General features: G+C 34.3%; 16 protein-coding genes and 1 tRNA gene. 14 read left to right on the top strand and 3 right to left on the bottom strand.

Annotated elements, in window-relative coordinates:
* The first annotated feature begins 147 nt into the window (after positions 1-147).
* Genes traM through GXM17_RS01345 form a run of 6 tightly spaced genes read left to right on the top strand, consistent with a single transcriptional unit; the run spans position 148 to position 4,404 of the window.
* Positions 148-1,437, top strand: a complete 1,290-nt coding sequence (traM, locus tag GXM17_RS01325; RefSeq protein ID WP_163397486.1) for a conjugative transposon protein TraM — start codon at positions 148-150, stop codon at positions 1,435-1,437.
* A gap of 12 nt (positions 1,438-1,449) precedes the next feature.
* Positions 1,450-2,319 carry a conjugative transposon protein TraN gene (traN, locus tag GXM17_RS01330; protein WP_163397487.1) on the top strand — a complete coding sequence of 290 codons (870 nt, stop codon included), beginning with the start codon at positions 1,450-1,452 and terminating at the stop codon, positions 2,317-2,319.
* 8 nt (positions 2,320-2,327) lie between these two features.
* Positions 2,328-3,479, top strand: a complete 1,152-nt coding sequence (locus GXM17_RS01335) for a hypothetical protein (protein ID WP_163397488.1) — start codon at positions 2,328-2,330, stop codon at positions 3,477-3,479.
* Between the two features lie 4 nt (positions 3,480-3,483).
* On the top strand, positions 3,484-3,786 hold the full coding sequence (locus GXM17_RS21745; RefSeq protein ID WP_244307307.1) for a hypothetical protein: 303 nt from the start codon (positions 3,484-3,486) through the stop codon (positions 3,784-3,786).
* 35 nt (positions 3,787-3,821) lie between these two features.
* A complete protein-coding gene (locus GXM17_RS01340; RefSeq protein WP_012026320.1) occupies positions 3,822-4,097 on the top strand; it encodes a hypothetical protein in 276 nt (91 codons plus the stop codon).
* Complete coding sequence (locus tag GXM17_RS01345) at positions 4,084-4,404, top strand: hypothetical protein (protein WP_163397489.1); 321 nt, start codon at positions 4,084-4,086, stop codon at positions 4,402-4,404. The genes GXM17_RS01340 and GXM17_RS01345 overlap by 14 nt, the downstream gene beginning before the upstream one ends.
* Before the next feature lie 42 nt (positions 4,405-4,446).
* On the opposite strand, the gene GXM17_RS01350 is transcribed toward GXM17_RS01345, so the two are convergent.
* Complete coding sequence (locus GXM17_RS01350; protein ID WP_163397490.1) at positions 4,447-5,754, bottom strand: site-specific integrase; 1,308 nt, start codon at positions 5,752-5,754, stop codon at positions 4,447-4,449.
* Positions 5,755-6,046: 292 nt separating this feature from the next.
* A tRNA-Tyr gene (locus GXM17_RS01355) sits at positions 6,047-6,127 on the bottom strand.
* Between the two features lie 415 nt (positions 6,128-6,542).
* Here GXM17_RS01355 and GXM17_RS01360 point away from each other — a divergent pair.
* The 6 genes from GXM17_RS01360 to GXM17_RS01385 all read left to right on the top strand — a co-directional run bounded on the left by GXM17_RS01360 (position 6,543) and on the right by GXM17_RS01385 (position 13,727).
* On the top strand, positions 6,543-7,448 hold the full coding sequence (locus GXM17_RS01360) for a LamG domain-containing protein (protein WP_163397491.1): 906 nt from the start codon (positions 6,543-6,545) through the stop codon (positions 7,446-7,448).
* A 727-nt stretch (positions 7,449-8,175) separates the two neighbouring features.
* On the top strand, positions 8,176-9,009 hold the full coding sequence (locus tag GXM17_RS01365) for a 1,4-dihydroxy-2-naphthoyl-CoA synthase (RefSeq protein ID WP_163397492.1): 834 nt from the start codon (positions 8,176-8,178) through the stop codon (positions 9,007-9,009).
* 98 nt (positions 9,010-9,107) lie between these two features.
* On the top strand, positions 9,108-10,070 hold the full coding sequence (menA, locus tag GXM17_RS01370) for a 1,4-dihydroxy-2-naphthoate octaprenyltransferase (RefSeq protein ID WP_163397493.1): 963 nt from the start codon (positions 9,108-9,110) through the stop codon (positions 10,068-10,070).
* 25 nt (positions 10,071-10,095) lie between these two features.
* Positions 10,096-10,773 (top strand): metal-dependent hydrolase, encoded by a 678-nt coding sequence (locus GXM17_RS01375; protein ID WP_163397494.1) that lies wholly within the window; start codon positions 10,096-10,098, stop codon positions 10,771-10,773.
* Between the two features lie 194 nt (positions 10,774-10,967).
* A complete protein-coding gene (locus GXM17_RS01380; RefSeq protein WP_163397495.1) occupies positions 10,968-12,302 on the top strand; it encodes a DEAD/DEAH box helicase in 1,335 nt (444 codons plus the stop codon).
* Between the two features lie 168 nt (positions 12,303-12,470).
* Positions 12,471-13,727, top strand: a complete 1,257-nt coding sequence (locus GXM17_RS01385) for an NAD(P)/FAD-dependent oxidoreductase (RefSeq protein WP_163397496.1) — start codon at positions 12,471-12,473, stop codon at positions 13,725-13,727.
* Positions 13,728-13,772: 45 nt separating this feature from the next.
* Here GXM17_RS01385 and GXM17_RS01390 read toward each other — a convergent pair whose 3' ends face one another.
* A complete protein-coding gene (locus tag GXM17_RS01390) occupies positions 13,773-14,999 on the bottom strand; it encodes a multidrug effflux MFS transporter (RefSeq protein ID WP_163397497.1) in 1,227 nt (408 codons plus the stop codon).
* 143 nt (positions 15,000-15,142) lie between these two features.
* Between GXM17_RS01390 and GXM17_RS01395 the strand changes: the two genes are divergently transcribed.
* Together GXM17_RS01395 and GXM17_RS01400 are read left to right on the top strand one after the other, a co-directional pair.
* On the top strand, positions 15,143-15,559 hold the full coding sequence (locus GXM17_RS01395) for a hypothetical protein (RefSeq protein ID WP_163397498.1): 417 nt from the start codon (positions 15,143-15,145) through the stop codon (positions 15,557-15,559).
* Between the two features lie 337 nt (positions 15,560-15,896).
* Entirely contained in the window at positions 15,897-17,813 is a 1,917-nt protein-coding gene (locus tag GXM17_RS01400) for a DUF294 nucleotidyltransferase-like domain-containing protein (protein ID WP_163397499.1), read from the top strand.

Here is a 17,813-nt window from a genome sequence, read left to right on the forward strand (position 1 = left end):
CTAAAACAAAACTGATCTGGGGACTTCTGTTCTTTACGGTTTTGACATCGGGTTATTTAATTTATAACCTGTATAGGACATTTTATAAACAAGCTGAGGTTTCAACAGCTTCAAAAATTAAGACAATCAATTTAAAAAACTAAAATTATGCAAGAGAAAACATTATCTCCAAAGGAATCTAAAAAGAGAAAGATGCTTTTAATGCTGCCTCTTATAACATTTCCATTTCTGACATTCTTATTCTATTCATTAGGCGGCGGAAGAATGGAATCCAATATGGCAGGGAACGATGAAAGGAAAGGATTCAATTTTAATCTGCCACTGCCTAAATTTAAAGAAGATTCAGCACTGGATAAGATGAGCTATTACGATCAGGCGGCAGTTGATTCGATAAAACTGCGAGAACAGATAAAAAAAGATCCTAACTATATTGATAATAAAGTCTCGGAAGATAAGGCAGATTCTTTTTCCACAAGTGATTTTGAATCCCGCATGGTTCCAAAAAACAGATCAGCTTTTAATTCTCAGTCTTTTCAGGACCGCAATGAAGAGAAAGTTTATGAGAAGCTCAGGGCTCTTGAAAACATAATCAGCCAGCCTGCTGTCCCTGCTTACGGTCAGGACATGAGGGAATTTGAAAATTACGGCACTTCTAGTGGAGAATCGGAAGAGATTAAAAAACTTGAAGGGCTAATGTCGACAATGAGCACGCCTCAGGAACCTGATCCGGAACTTCAGCAATTAGGCGGTATGCTGGAAAATATTTTGGATATACAGCATCCGCAGCGCGTGCAGGAAAGGCTTAAACAAACATCTGAGAGCAAAAAAGGCAAAATATATTCAGTGCAGAAAAAAGAAGCAGAGAATAACATAAGCTCACTTCATCGGAATGCCGATTTGCAGACCTCTTTGAAAACAAATGAATTTTATTCTCTGGACGAAGCACAGCCTGCTGAAGAAATACAAAATTCTATTGAAGCAGTTGTGCATCAGACGCAGACTATTGTCAATGGCTCGATGGTTAAATTAAGACTTACGGATGATATTTTTCTCCAAGGAACAATGATACCCAGAAATACTTTTCTGTATGGTATGGCGGCTTTAAAAGGGGAGAGGCTGGAGGTAAAAATCACAAACATCCAGTACAATAATTCGATATTTCCCGTCGAGCTGGCAGTCTATGATATGGACGGGATTGACGGCATCTATATTCCAGGAGCGATTAACAGGGATGTGGCTAAGGCATCAACTGACAGATCCATTCAGACACTCGGTATTACCGGGATTTCGGATTCTTGGGGTGCACAGGCCGCAGGTATGGGCATCGAGGCAGCCAAAAGTCTGATAAGCAAAAAGGTAAAACTCATAAAAGTGGTTGTAAAGGCAGGGTATCAGGTGCTGCTGTATGATGAAAAACAAAAGAATTTAAAACCTTAAAAGAGAGAAAGTATGAAAAGAGCGAATTATTTGTTTTTAATCAGCTTGCTGCTGGTTTGTGTTTCAGTTAATCCACAGTCAAACGCAAGGGAAACTGTCTTTTACGAAGACCAGTATAAAAATCTACAAGTAGGTTTTTCTAAAACCACAAGCATTATTTTTCCTTATACAATCAAGAGCATAGATATAGGAAGCGCAGAAGTGCTTGTACAGAAAGCAAAAGGAGTTGAGAATATACTACTTGTAAAAGCTGCTAAACAGCATTTTTTTCAGACCAATCTGACAGTTGTAACTTCTGACGGGAAATTGTATGTTTTTGTACTGAATTATGACGATTCCTGCCCTGACTTAAATTTTAAGGCTGAAAATGCAGTGGCTGCAAGCAGGGATGTTCTGTTTTCTTTAGAAAACGAAAATCAGAAAAGAATTGAACAGTGTGCTTTGACTGCATATTCCAAAAAGAAAAAAATCAGTGGTCTAAAAAAATCAAAGTATCAGATCAGACTGGAGGTGAACGGGATCTTTATCCAGCAGGATGTTTTGTATCTGCGTATTGTTTTTGAAAACAAATCAAAGATTAACTACGATATTGATCAGCTCCGTTTTTTTATCAGAGACCAGAAGAAGTCCAAACGTACCGCGTCGCAGGAAATTGAACTGCAGCCTTTGTACGCGACTTCATCTTCTTCTGTAATTCCTTATAAATCTGAAATAATAAAAGTTTATGCTCTGGAGAAATTTACCATCCCGGAGAATAAGTATCTGACACTTCAGATGATTGAAAAAAACGGCGGAAGACATTTGGAAGTGGATATTAATAATAATCTGACTGATAAGGTAATTCCGATTACAGAATTAAGCAGTGACACTTTTAAGCTTTAAAATAAATTATGATAATCAATTTAGCTGACACTGAAATGATGCTGTCATTTGCTGAGGAAATGGCTTATAACGGCCATCGATTTGCCGCATTTAATACCGATGAGGTGACTGATACCGACACAATTGAGTTTTTTAGAAATCCCTTGGATGCGAAGGAGTACTGTTTGGTTATGAACAATGATGCGAATTATTTTCATAGCCTGCCGATTGAATCAGTTATCGACGACTTGCGAGCAGTTTTGAATAGCGGGGCAGATACTTCCGAAAATGAAGCAATAGAACTTACTGGATTTGCCAAAAGGGAAATAGATAGGAGAGAAATTTTAGAAAATAATTTAAATGAAAACGCAATGAATGAGAAAAATTTAGAATACCTGAAAGACCAGTTAAAATATACTGGATTTGGAGAAACGTTCGATGCTGAACTGCGAGAGAACATAATGAAGGGAGATAAGGAATTTAAAATTATGCACACCGGCATTATGAACAATGGTCTGCCAAATAAGGATACCTTAACTGTAGAATTAAATTTCAAAAGGTCTGAGCAGACAGATATATACTTTTTTAATTCCTATCATGTCAATCTTCAGAAAGAAGAAAACAAACCTGGTCTGGAACAGACCTTTTACATCAACAAAGACAGCGCCAGCATTACAATGAAAGAGGCTTATAATTTGATGGAAGGCAGATCTGTCAATAAAGATCTTAAAAACAAAGAAGGGGAGAGCTATAATTGCTGGCTGAAAATCGACTTTAAACAATCTGACAATGGTAATTTTAAGCTGAACCAATACCATCAGAATTATGGGTATGATTTGGAAGCAAGTCTGGCAAAACATTCAATCAAAGAGCTCAATACTCCGCATTATAAAGAAGACCTTTTAAATTCCCTTAAAAAAGGAAATCTTCAGTCAGCGACTTTCCTTGTTAGCGGTGTTGAAAGTAAAATGTTTGTGGAGGCAAATCCCCAATTTAAGACTGTCAATGTTTATGATGCAAATCTTCAGAGAATCAACCATCGAGAGAGCAAGGAAGAAAAAAAGGCTGAATCTCAAAAAGAATCAGTTTCTAAAGATCACAAACAGAGTCCAGATTCAGATGAAGGGGATTGGGGGAGGAAAGATAATAAAGTAAATAAAAGAAAATCTCCTTCACTTTAAAATTATGGAAACTTTAAAGCCTTTATCGGATTTTTTCACCGCAATAAAGAATGATTATCGGATCAGTCCAATGCATATTGCCATTTATGCGGCTTTACTGCAGTTCAGATCCGTTAAGGGCTTTATTAATCCAATTTTTGTCTTTAGCTCGGAGATTATTGTTATTGCTAAAGTTTCTTCAGCAAATACGTATCATAAATGTGTCCAGGAACTTCATCAGTATGGATATATAAAGTATAGACCATCTTTTAAAAAAAATCGTGGAAGTGAAGTATATTTTTTGTTTTCAGCTGACGCGGACATCTAAAGATTCTGCAATTAATAATTTTATGAAATTGTACTATGAATGAAATTGTAACCAAGGAAGATCTGAGACAGTTTGGTCTTCTTCTAGTAGATAAAATACAGGCTTTATTTAAAGATAAGGATTCTGGACGGAAAGAAACTTTGGAACCAGAGTGGATTAAAAGCAAGTCTGTGAGAAAACTGCTTGATATTTCAGCAGGTTCAGTACAGAATCTTAGAACAAGCCAAAAAGTCCGTTTCAAAAAAGTGCTTGGGTCGTACTACTATAATAAAGAAGATCTTCAAAAATTATTTGATGATGATAAACACTAAGAGATTAAAAGAAAGCTTTATAATGAGTTATCTGTCAATGTATAGTAATGATCCTAAACTAAATGTCTGGCATCTATCAATTTTGACAGCAATACTAGGATTAGGCTATAGGCAGGGCCAAAGAAGAAGGATTAAAGTCAGCCGCAGTAAAATTATGGAGCTGTCACATGTCAATACGCTGCCGACTTATCATAAGTATTTTAAACAGCTTCAGGATTTAGGATACATTAAGTACACCCCATCTTATCATCCAGGATATAAAAGCGAAGTTAAGTTGTGTAAAAGGAGGCTATCTCAAAATATTTGAGATAGCCTCTTTTAATTTTAAATATATTTTTAAATTTATTGATCACGAAGAAATGTTGTATTTCTTTTTGATTGCCTGAATTTCCTTTTCGAGCCTGCTGAGAACCGCCAAATCAGGTTTAGATATTTTGGATCCAGTTTTATTGAGTTTTTTATTGAGAATGGACATTTCACGACCAATTGTTACCTGCTCAGTTATTGCGTACGCCTCTGTCTGCTTTACTGAGGAATGGCCGAGCAGTTCTTTAACTACGTTTATAGGAACATTGTTATTGAGCGTGACTGTGCTTCCAAAAGTACGCCGTGCCATATGCGTGTTTAATGTAAAAGGAAAGCCGCACAAGACTGCCACCTCTTTTAGATATTCATTCATTTTCTGATTGGATGAAACAGGGAGTACGGTTCCACGCTGGATACACAGAGGATGTTCTTTATATTTTTCAACTATTTTCAGTGCTTGGGGAAGAAGAGGGACATTAAAAGATGAGTTTGTTTTTTGTCTTTCGGACATAATCCATAGATTTCCATCAATGCCTTCTTTGATATCAGTTTTCTTTAATTGATATGCGTCTATGTAAGCCAGTCCAGTGTAGCATTGGAAGACGAATACATCCCTTACGACATTGAGTCTGTCAGTTGTGAAATAATGTCTTTCCAGTTCGTACAATTCCTGTGTGGTGAGTGGTTTTTTTACCAGTTTTGTTTTACGTCCCTTAAAGTTCTTAAATGGGTCCTTGGTGATTAATTCCTTATCAATGGCGCGGATTACAATCTTTTTGAAATTTGCAATATACTTTAGGGTGGTGTTGTTGCTGCAGTCGCGGACTGTTCTCAGGTAAAATTCAAAGTCCTTAACGAACTCAAGATTTAAATCTGTAAATTCAATATTATCTTTCTTGAATTTGAATTTAATAAAGGCTGTTAAATGATTTTTAGTAATAGTAAACCGATCAAGCGTGCCTTTAGCATATCCTTTTCCCAGAAGCGCCTTCATTTCATCGTTGTGTTTTTGAAATTCTTCAAGGACCTTAACTCTTGGAGCTATTCTTCCAAGAACGTGATCCATAATTTTCTCAGCGGTTATAGATTTACCGCTGTACATCATTTCGGTTTTGATTTCATTGATTTTTAAAGTCAGTGAATCCAGAAAGAAGTTTAAAGATTTTGCATCTTCTTTTAAGCCGACTGCGCGTTCAGCTTTCTGATCCCATCGGGTGATGTCCCATTTTCTTTTAGTGGACGCCTCCTTTGGAATGCTGTCTACGGTTATTCTGAAATAAACCGTTCTAATTTTACTTTCATTGCGGGGTATTTTCAAAAAGAAAACCAACCCAAAACTGTTCTCCAACATAATTCAGTCTTTTAGATTAATAAATGTAGAATTATAGCGTCAAAAAAACAAGTCGTTAACCTCCTTAATCCCTGTGTTTATAAGGGATTTGTTCAATTTCTGTGGCACATTTTCCAGTCACATAAAAGTGCCACGATTTTGCCACAGACATTTTGTTAGGTTTTAAAAAATTTGAAAAGCAGTATAAATGAAAAAAGCCTGCGAATCTTAGGATTTGCAGGCTTTACCACGTTTTTTGCGGGTTTTTGAAAAGATTGAAAAACTTTCGTTTCGGCTTCTTTTACCCTTTTTGTGGGGAGAGCAGGATTCGAACCTGCGAAGTTCACACAGCAGATTTACAGTCTGCCCTCGTTGGCCGCTTGAGTATCTCCCCGATCTCAGCATCATGCGCTTTGTTGTTCTAAGCGGTTGCAAATATAGCAACGTTTTTGGTGTTTGCAAACAAAAATTGAACTTAATTTAAAGTTATTTTTTAATTCATTGGTTGTGAATAAAATATAAGTTGAAATTTTTTTGCTGTTTTCTTTAACCTATCTAAACAACTCAGGTAATTTTCGGTCCTCCAAATAAAATGCCTTACAATTTAACTAAATTTTTATAAAGCACTACATCGCTTTTTATCAAAAAATAAAACTTTATTGAAAGACAAACTCAAAATGTATTATGCCGCTTTATTACTTTAAGTATTTTAACGTTTATCCATGCTGTTTATCGGTTAAATTTCTTCCAAAATAGGCTTACTCTTATTTTAGTAGTATTAAAATGATATTTTTAATATTAAAAGTCCCATGAAAAAAATATTCCTCACTCTAATCATAATTATTTCAGATATTATTCTGGCACAGATACCAATTCAGGAATTCAATTTTAATGGTACATTACATAATACAAAAAATACTATATCTTTTACAGGGGCAGAAAATTACGTTCCGGACCGAATGGGAAATGAAAAAAGCGCTCAAAGGCTAACAAATAAGGCTTTGGAGGCTGTAATTGACAATCTTCCACAGAAATACGCTTCCAGAACAATAACTATCTGGGTTAAGATGAATGATATTTCTACTCCGAATTATATTTGGGGATATGGTTCAGCGTATAACGCCCAATACTTTGGACTGCTGCAGCAAGGAACTACAACTTCAAACTCTGATTTAAGCTTAGCCGGATGGGGCTCATCAAATGATCTTATTGTGAATGTTCCTTTGATTAAAAATATATGGTACCAATACAGCATTACTTTTGATGGCACGATTTCAAAAATATACAGAAATGGCGAATTACTAAAGTACATCAAAGGCATGTCCCGTGATACAAAAGGGACAATTTTCAGATTAGGCGAGATAAATACAACAATAGGTGTGAATGCTGATATTGATGACTTGAAAATTTATAATGTTGCCCTTTCTGATAAAGAAATATATGATTTATATGAATCTTCAAAACAACCTGCTACAACTTTAGCCAGTAACACAAAAGAAATTGTAGTTAACAAAGAAAATGAAAAAATACACTCAGATTTAGCAACGCCAATCATAAAACCAACTGTCTTAAGTTCAAAAAAAATAGAAATATTTTCTCAGGGACAAAAAATACTAAGCAATAATGTTCAGGATATAAATCTAAACCAGCTTCCGGAAGGTACTTATCTATTGAAAGTTTCCAATCTCCCATCTAAAAAAGTTACATCTAAATAGACTCTTCAATTATCAGATTTTTTCGGAAGGGAAACAAGAAAGGCTATCCTTTACGAATAGCCTTCCTCTTTTTTATTCAGTTTTAAAAAATTGTAATTAAAAAAAAACAGAAATAAAATAATCTTTAATGTATTTTAAAAAGTAAAAATTTTACGAATTTTAAGATTTACTTCTTTAACTTATGTCTTTTAAATAATTCATCCGTATAATTCAGCAACAATCAATCAATTTCACGGCTTATCCTTTGGTTTTGCAATGTATCTTATAGAAAGTTTTCAATTATTATTTCTCATTTCCATAATCATTTTTCATAATCGAAATAAACAATTCTACTATTTAACCTTTGGTGTTACTATCTTTTTCCTGAAGTCGAAACATACAAATAAATCATTTGCCCATTGCTTTTAGTCATATAATTAAAAACCATAAAAAGATGAGCGACAAATTTTTTAATTTTTCTCAAAAAAGTCATTTTTTAGGTTAATAAATCAGTGAAAGAAATCAGTCATCAAACCGATAAAATAAAATGTATCTTATTGATTTCTAGGTTGTAAAATTAATTAATTTTTTTAAAGGCAAGTGTTAAAAAGTGTTATTTTTTATTTTTTTCAGTGTTATTATTTCAGCTATTTGCTCCAGAAAAAAGACTTCCCGGGAATTGAGTAGGTAAAAATGTAAAAATGACTTATTTTTACACTATAATTTAAAAATCAAAAGAAATATATACATGGATTGGAAAACTGTCAGAGAATTCGAAGATATAACATATAAAAAATGCAATGGTGTAGCAAGAATCGCTTTTAACAGACCAAATGTCAGGAATGCTTTTCGCCCAAAAACTACATCAGAATTATACCAGGCTTTTTACGATGCACAGGAAGATACGTCAATAGGGGTGGTTTTATTATCTGCAGAAGGTCCTTCAACAAAAGACGGAATCTATTCTTTTTGCAGCGGAGGAGATCAAAATGCACGCGGACATCAGGGCTATGTGGGAGATGACGGACAACACCGTTTAAATATTCTTGAAGTACAGCGATTAATCCGTTTTATGCCAAAAGTTGTAATTGCAGTTGTACCGGGCTGGGCAGTTGGCGGCGGACATAGCTTACATGTAGTCTGCGATATGACGCTTGCAAGCAAAGAACATGCTATTTTTAAACAAACTGACGCAGATGTAACCAGTTTTGACGGTGGATACGGATCAGCTTACCTGGCTAAAATGGTTGGTCAGAAAAAGGCACGTGAAATCTTCTTTTTAGGAAGAAATTATTCGGCTCAGGAAGCTTTCGAAATGGGAATGGTAAATGCCGTGATTCCTCATGATGAACTCGAAGCAACCGCATACGAATGGGCGCAGGAAATCCTTCAAAAATCTCCAACGTCTATAAAAATGCTAAAATTTGCCATGAACCTTACTGATGACGGAATGGTTGGTCAGCAGGTTTTTGCAGGCGAAGCAACCCGACTGGCTTATATGACTGAAGAAGCAAAAGAGGGAAGAAATGCCTTTTTAGAAAAGAGGAAGCCGAATTTTGGCGAAAACAAATGGCTTCCATAGATTAAAAAAACTGTTTCAGGTTTCAAGTTTAATGTTACACGTTCTGTAAAAAAAACCTGAAACCTGAAACCTGAAACTAAATAAACTAAAAAAACAGAATGAAACACTGGATCGAAGCCGCCAGATTGCGCACATTACCTTTATCAGTTTCCGGAATCATAGTAGGAAGCATTTATGCCTTATCTAATCCAACCGAAACTATCAATACACCAACAGAAGTATTCAGCTGGAAAGTTTTTGGCTTTGCACTTTTAACAACACTGGGTTTACAGATTTTATCCAATTTCGCAAATGATTACGGAGATGGAGTAAAAGGCACTGATAATGCCGACAGAGTAGGCCCTCAAAGAGCTATCCAAAGTGGTGTAATAACACCGCAGGCTATGAAAAAAGCAATTGTAATCACTTCATTACTAACACTTTTGTCTGCAATTATCCTGATATACTTTGCTTTTGGAGAAAATAATTTTGGGTATTCTATCTTTTTCTTACTATTGGGAGTCGCAGCAATTGCTTCGGCAATTCGTTATACAGTTGGTAATTCTGCTTATGGCTATAAAGGGTTTGGAGATGTATTTGTTTTCGTTTTCTTCGGACTTGTAAGTACTTTGGGCGTTAATTTTCTGCATACCAAAGAAGTTGATCCGCTGTTGATTTTACCGGCCATATCAATTGGCTTATTAAGCGTGGGAGTTTTAAACCTGAATAATATGCGTGATGAAGAGTCAGACAGAAAATCAGGAAAGAACACTATTGTAGTCCAGATAGGCGGAACACAAGCTAAAATTTATCACTTTTCATTAATTATTGCTGCAATGCTTTTAGTGATTATTTTTGCTGTTTTAAGCAATTATCGATTTGATCAGTATCTTTTTCTAGTGGCGTATATACCTTTAACTAAACATTTAATTACCGTTTATAAAAATCAGAATCCTAAACTGTTAGATCCGGAATTAAAAAAACTGGCACTGAGCACTTTTTTACTTTCTGTATTATTAACAGTTTGTATGATTTCATTGATTTCAGACATTATTGTAAATCTTTTTTTAGGAGGAAGATAATTGTTTCACTTTAAAATTTATCAAAATGAAAATTACATTTTACGGTCATGCATCTTTAGCAATCGAAGTAGGAGGAAAAAATATTATAGTTGATCCGTTTATTACTGCAAATCCGGAAGCGGCATCAATAAATTTACAAAACTTAAAGGCAGATTATATTTTATTGACACACGCACATAACGACCACATTTTGGATGTTGAGGCTCTCGCACAACTAACCAATGCAGTGATTGTATCAAATGCAGAAATTGCTGAGTATTACAATAAATTAGGATTTAAAACGCATCCAATGAACCATGGAGGAAGCTGGAAATTCGATTTTGGAAAAGTAAAATATGTCAGTGCTATTCACTCAAGTTCTTTTCCTGACGGCACATACGGAGGAAATCCCGGAGGTTTTGTAATCGAAGGCGAACACAAAAACATCTATATCGCCGGAGATACAGCATTGACAATGGATATGAAACTGATTCCTTTGCGAACAAAACTGGATTTAGCCATTTTACCTATCGGAGATAATTTCACGATGGATGTTGAAGATGCCATTATTGCTTCTGATTTTATAGAATGCGACAAAATCCTGGGTTATCACTATGACACATTTGGTTATATCAAAATCAATCATGAAGAAGCAATCCGCAAATTTTTTGATAAAGGAAAGGATTTAATGCTTCTGGAAATAGGGGAGTCAATCGAACTTTAAAATCGTTTTTTCATTTATAAGAAGCTCTTTCCTGCTCTCCGCTTAATCTTTTGTGGCGAACCCCGCCACAAAAGGATAACGCTTCGATCAGGGCTAGGGCTTTAGTTTTCATAAGAAGTTTAATTTCTTTAGAAAAAAACATACAATCCACGCAACAAGTGGTACAATTTATTCAAAAATCTAAAACAAAAACAATGTCTAAGCAATTTGCATCATTAGGAATTTCAGCACCAATTTTAAAAGCATTAAGCGAACTGAACATTGTTGAACCAACCGAAATTCAGCAAAAAACAATTCCGCTACTTTTATCTGAAACTCATGATCTGGTAGGCTTAGCCAAAACCGGAACCGGAAAAACTGCTGCTTTCGGACTGCCTTTATTACAATTAATCGACACAAAATCATCTTTTGTCCAGGCTGTCATATTAGCACCAACAAGAGAACTTGGACAACAGATTTTTAAGAATCTGGAAGATTTTTCAAAGCATATTCCAAATATTTCTATCGCATCTGTTTGCGGTGGAATCCCAATAAAACCTCAAATCGAACGGCTTACGAATCCAACACATATTGTTGTGGCAACTCCCGGACGTTTAATTGATTTGATTCAGCGAAAAGCAGTCGATTTAAAACAAACCCAATATTTGGTTTTAGACGAAGCAGACGAAATGGTTGCGATCCTAAAAGAGAGTCTGGACGAAATCATTGCAGAGCTTCCTAAAAAACACCGTACAGTATTGTTTTCCGCAACTCTGCCGGGAACTATCAAACAGCTAATTCAGAATTATTTAAACAAAAATGTAGTTCAGATTAGCGCCAATATGGAAACAGTTGGCAACCAGGGAATAGACCATGAATACATTGTAGTTGATCCTATTGAAAAATTAGATGTTCTGATGCATTTTTTAAATTCAAAAGAGGGAGAACGTGGTATTATTTTCTGCAAAACTAAAGCTGCAGTTAATAAACTGGCTAAAAATCTGGCTATAAACCGTTTTTCATCTGGCGCGCTTCACGGCAGTTTGTCACAGGGAATCCGTGACAGAATTATGGAGCAGTTTCGTGAAGGGCATATCAATATTTTAGTTGCAACTGATTTGGCAGCAAGAGGAATCGATGTAAAAGAAATTTCTTATGTTGTAAATTATCATTTGCCTGACACTTACGAAAATTATGTCCACAGAAGCGGGAGAACTGCAAGGGCAGGAGCAAAGGGACTTTCTCTGACAGTTTTACAACAGGAAGAAGTTGCTGAAATTGCAGAATTTGAAAGAGAGCTGGGTTTGAAATTTACTGAATTCAAAAAACCTACTACAATAAGTCTTGAAGAAAACAACACATTGCTCTGGGCAAAACAAATTTTTAAAACAAAACCAAATCACGATATTTCAGATGAATTGAAAACAAAAATCAAAACTGTTTTTCATCATCTTACAAAAGACGAGCTAATTGAAAAATTACTGGCGAATTATGTTTTACAGAATAAAGTTGAAATAACTGAAAAGCCTGCCAAAAAGTTCAAAAAATAGCAATTTCAAATTTAAAATTTCAACCTAAATAGTCTTTGTAACAATATCGATATAGTTAAAAAAATCTGTTAAAAATATGAAAAGTAATGTTTTTATTGGTTTAAAAAACTAATTAATGTTGTACTTTTAAGAGGTGATTTTTTATTAAACCTACATAAAATATAATATATGAACATAGTTATCATTGGAGGCGGTTTTGCAGGATTGAATCTGGCAAAAGAACTTCTAAATCATCCTGAAATACAAGTAACACTTGTAGATAAAAATAATTACAATTTTTTCCCACCCCTTATATATCAGGTTGCTACGGCATTTTTAGAACCTTCAAGTATCAGTTATCCGTTTAGGAAGTTTTTTGCCGGAAAAAAGAATCTTCAGTTTCGTTTAGGTGAATTATTATCAGTTGTTCCGGCGGAAAACAAAGTAATTTTGAATAACGGTGAATTATCATATGACCACCTGGTTTTTGCAACAGGTGCCGAAACCAGTTATTTTGGTATGGAAAACGTGATGAAAAATGCCATTCCGATGAAAACTTTAAATGATGCCATCGTAATGCGAAATACATTGCTTAAAAATCTGGAAAAAGCAGCAATCTGCAAAGAAATCCGTAAGCGTCGTAAATTACTGACTATTGTTGTAGCCGGTGGAGGACCGACAGGAGTAGAGGTTTCAGGGATGTTTGCAGAGATGCGAAAAAATATTCTGTTAAAGGAATATCCAGAATTAGAAACTACAGCAAGTAATATTTATTTGGTTGATGGAGGAGACGCACTGCTTGCACCAATGAGTGAGGCTTCTCAAAAAGATACTTTAGAGGCACTTACAAAATTAGGTGTTGTTGTTAAATTGAACAGCAAGGTAACAGATTACGTAGATGACACTGTGTATTTTGAAAATGGAGAAACAATTAAGACTAAAAATTTAATATGGGCTGCAGGTGTTACTGCAAAAATATTTGAAGGAATGCCAGCCGAAAGTTATGGCCGCGGAAGAAGAATGGCTACTGACGCTTTTAACAAAGTGAATGCTACAGAAAATATATATGCTATCGGTGATACAGCTATTTTAACTGCTGATAAAAACTTCCCTGATGGCCATCCTCAGGTAGCGCAGGTTGCCATACAACAAGGAATAAACCTGGCTAAAAACTTCAAAGCAACACTTCATAACAAACCGCTTAAACCTTTTATTTACAATGATAAAGGCTCTATGGCGATTATAGGAAAAAACAAAGCTGTAGTTGATTTGCCAAATCCTAAATGGCATTTCAAAGGATTCTTTGCCTGGTTTATCTGGCTATTTGTCCATTTAATTTCATTGATTACTTACAGAAACAGATTAAATACATTTTACAACTGGATGGTTGCTTATTTTGCAAGAGACCAGTCTCTTAGAATGATCATCAGACCAGATAAAAAATAGCTATAAAAAAAATCCGGAATTTAGAAATTCCGGATTTTTTTTTTATTAATGACCAATCTTAATTTCATCTCCAGATATTGCTATTTTTTGTTTTATAAAACGTTTTCCAATATTCAGAATTATAAATGCCAAAATAGTGGTAGATGTCATAATGACAACCATTGGCACAACAGAATCCTTAACAAATATACCGACAGCAAACGAAGCTAAAGCACCTAAACCAAGCTGGATTGCCCCCATAAGAGCAGAAGCGCTTCCGGCATTTTTAGCAAAAGGAGCAATCGTAAGTCCGGCGGTATTAGGATTTGAGATACCAAGGCAGCCTAGAAACAGAAACAACATCCCGATAGTTCCGTACAATCCCAAAAGATTATTCAATGAAAGAATCAAAAAAAGGATACTTATTACCGACTGTGCAATTAAAGCACAAAATATCATCTGCTCACTCGAAAATTTCTTTAATAAAACCGAATTTAACTGACTGGAGCCAATAAAACTTACAGACATAAAAGCAAAAATCCAACCGTATGTTTTAGCATCAACATGGTAAATATCCATAAAAACAATAGGAGAGGCCGCTACGTATGAAAATAATCCGGAAAAAGCGATTGAACCTGTAAACGCATAAGTAAAAAATTGCGGATTTTTAAGCACTTTTAAAAAGTTTGTAATAATTGGTTTTGGCTTTAATGAAATCGAAGTGTCCGGTTTATAAGTATTTGGCAAACCTATTTGAGACGCTGCAAGAATAGCAATACCCATGCACATTAATATTAAAAACACGAAATGCCAGCCATAATCTTCGGTTACATAGCCGCCGATTGTAGGCGCCAACATTGGTGAAAGTCCGAGAACAAGCATCAGCAATGAAAAAACTTTAGGAATATCTTTCACGGGAAACAAATCCCTAACCATAGCAACAGAGGCTACCGTCGCGGCACAACTGCCAACTGCCTGTATGAACCGAAGAAGTATAAATGTATCGATATCCGCAACATACACACATCCCAAAGAAGCCAGAATATAAACCATCAAACCTGCGAATAAAGGTTTTTTTCGACCAAACCGGTCTAATAATGGACCATACAGCAGCTGCCCTGCAGAAATTCCGATAAAATAACTGGACAAACTCATAGAAACTTTCGCAACAGTAGTATTTAAATCTGCAGCTATCCCTGAAAATCCAGGCAGATACATGTCGATTGAAAATGGACCAAGAGCGGTTAAAGAGCCTAAAATCAGTATTAATTTGAAATATTTTTTTGTTGTCATTTTCTTAAAATATCACTATAAATTTCATGCAAAGATAAATATTTACTATCTTGTTATCTATAATAATTAATTTTTGTTCAAAAATGGTTATTATGTAAGTTTTTAAAAAAGTTTTAGAAACGATAAACTAAAAAATTATAAACATGAAAAAAATCACCTTATTCCTGACTCTTATTTTTTCAACAATTTCATTTGCTCAAACCATAACATCAAAAATTGAAGATGTGAACACTGGTCAGTATGAACTTCTTAAAAAAGTGAATGAATATTATCCTGATATTACACTTAACAAATCGATAACAAATTTTTATGCGGACGGAAAGATTATTGATTCACAACAGGAATTTAATTTAAAGGGTACCAAATTCTCAAGTTATAAATTAGGTATTGAACCAGACAACAAAAAATTAATATTTGAATATGTTTCATCAGAAACCGGAAAAATTTACGGTGACGTTTCAATTTTCAAAGGCAATGTTTTAAGAACAACTTTTAATGAACAAAGAAATGAAATTGAAGTTTCACTAAATGGAAAAGCTGTTTATTCGAAAAAGATTTAATAATCAACAAAAGCATTAAAAAAATAATGCTTTTTAATTTGAATCAAATTGAATCATAATTTATATTATGTAAAATAGAAAATAAATTATCTCCTCTGTGCTAAAAAATGATTTACTTGATATTAAAAAAATTAACTATACAAAAATTATCCTGTGTCGAATATTACAGAATATTTAATATAAAGACAATGAGCAAAATACGAAATCAAAATCTTTTAATTATTAGAAATTTTTGTAAAAAAATAAGAATTGTATAAATCAATCGTTTTGCTCATACAATATCGTATAATGATTTATTTATTTTATTATTTTTACATTTGACTATATTAAATTTATTATGAATACAATTGCTGAACATATTGCAGATTTTTTAAAAGAATATCCGCCATTTGATAATTTGACCTTTCAGGAACTTTTTAATATTGCAACCAATATTCGTGTAATAAATTTAGAAAAACACGCCGTATTGTTTCAAAATAATGATTTACTTCATGATAGCTTTTATGTGGTATCATCTGGAACTATCAATCTTACAACCATTGCAGATGCTGAAGAAACTATTATAAATAAATGTCATGAAGGTGATATTTTTGGTTTACGTCCTTTTTTTGCAAAAAACAATTATATGATGACAGCCAAAGCACGAGAAGAAAGTATTGTTTATGCTATTCCTATTGCTGCTTTCAGGCCGTTTGTTGCCAATAATTCGGATGTATTAAATTTTTTATTGGAAAGTTTTGCAATCAATTCACGCCACACTAAAGACAATGTAAATTCCGGAAATAAATTGGCTTCTGATAATGGATTTTATTCTGATACACAATCAGAACTGCAATATATACAGTCACTTAGTTATAATAACGCACCTTTAACAACCACAGCTGATAAAATTGTAAAAGATGTTGCACTCTTAATGACTGATTCTATGGTTGATAATATTGTAGTGTGCGAAAACAATAATCCAATTGGCATTCTGACTGACGCTGATTTATCCTCAAAAATAGCTACAGGCCGTTATCCAATCACCGAGACTATAGATAAAATCATGTCATCGCCTGTCGTTACGGTGATAGAAAATGTTTCTTTGGCAGAAGCACAATTATTAATGCTGAAACATAATGTTACACATCTCTGTGTTACGAAAGACGGAACCAACAAATCAGCAGTTAAAGGAATTATTTCTGAACATGACTTAATTGTAGCTCAGGCCAGTAATCCAGGTGTGTTAATTAAGGAAATTAAAAGATCTCAATTACCAAAAGATTTAAAGCAGATTCGGGACCGATTATCTGATTTGATTCAGAACTCAATACAAAAAAACATTTCAATTTCGCACGTATGCAATATTGCCAACGAAATAAATCTTGCGCTGATAAAAAGGGCAGTTGAATTAACTATTTTGGATTTGGGCTCCCCTCCTGCCCGTTTTGCGTGGCTAAGTATTGGAAGTCAGGGTAGAAAAGAACAGCTTCTGCTTACGGATCAGGACAGTATATTAATTTTTGAAGATGTTACTCCCGAAAAGTACAGAGAAGTAAAAGATTATTTTTTAAGATTAGCCAAAAGAACTACATCATTGCTGGAAAAAGTAGGCTATGAATATTGTCCAAATGGCCATATGGCAAGTAATATGCTATGGTGTAAATCCTTGACTGACTGGATTAAACAGTATAATAGCTGGATGAATACTCCAGGTGAAAACAGTAATGACTTAAGCAGCATTTTCTTTGATTATGAAATTGTTTTTGGCGAACCAAAAATTGAAGAAGCTATTGAAAATGTCATTTTTAAAAATGCAATTAATAATCCTTTGTTTTTTGACTTTTTAGGAAATGATGCTTTAAAACGGAATTCACCATTGAGTTTTTTCAAAAAATTCATCTTAGAGGAAGAAGGACCTCATAAAATGAAATTTGACATAAAAACGAGAGCATTAATGCCTCTAATCGATTCTGCAAGACTGTTGATACTAAGTTCAAATATTAAAGGAATCAATAACACTTATTTAAGATTTAAACAACTTGCTATTTCAGACTCTAAAAATGCTGAGATATATTTAAGCTGTGCGGAAGCGTTTCTGACGTTATTAAAATTCAGAACAGTTGAAGGGTTGAAAAATGACGACTCAGGTCAATATATAAATATTAAAGAATTATCGAAAACAGATAAAGAGAAATTAAAAAATGCATTGGCTCCAATGCGTGATTTAGAGGAATTAATTAAAAGTAAATTTCAACTTACACAATTTTCATAA

This window comes from Flavobacterium fluviatile (assembly GCF_010645065.1).
In the GTDB taxonomy this organism is placed as follows: domain Bacteria; phylum Bacteroidota; class Bacteroidia; order Flavobacteriales; family Flavobacteriaceae; genus Flavobacterium; species Flavobacterium fluviatile.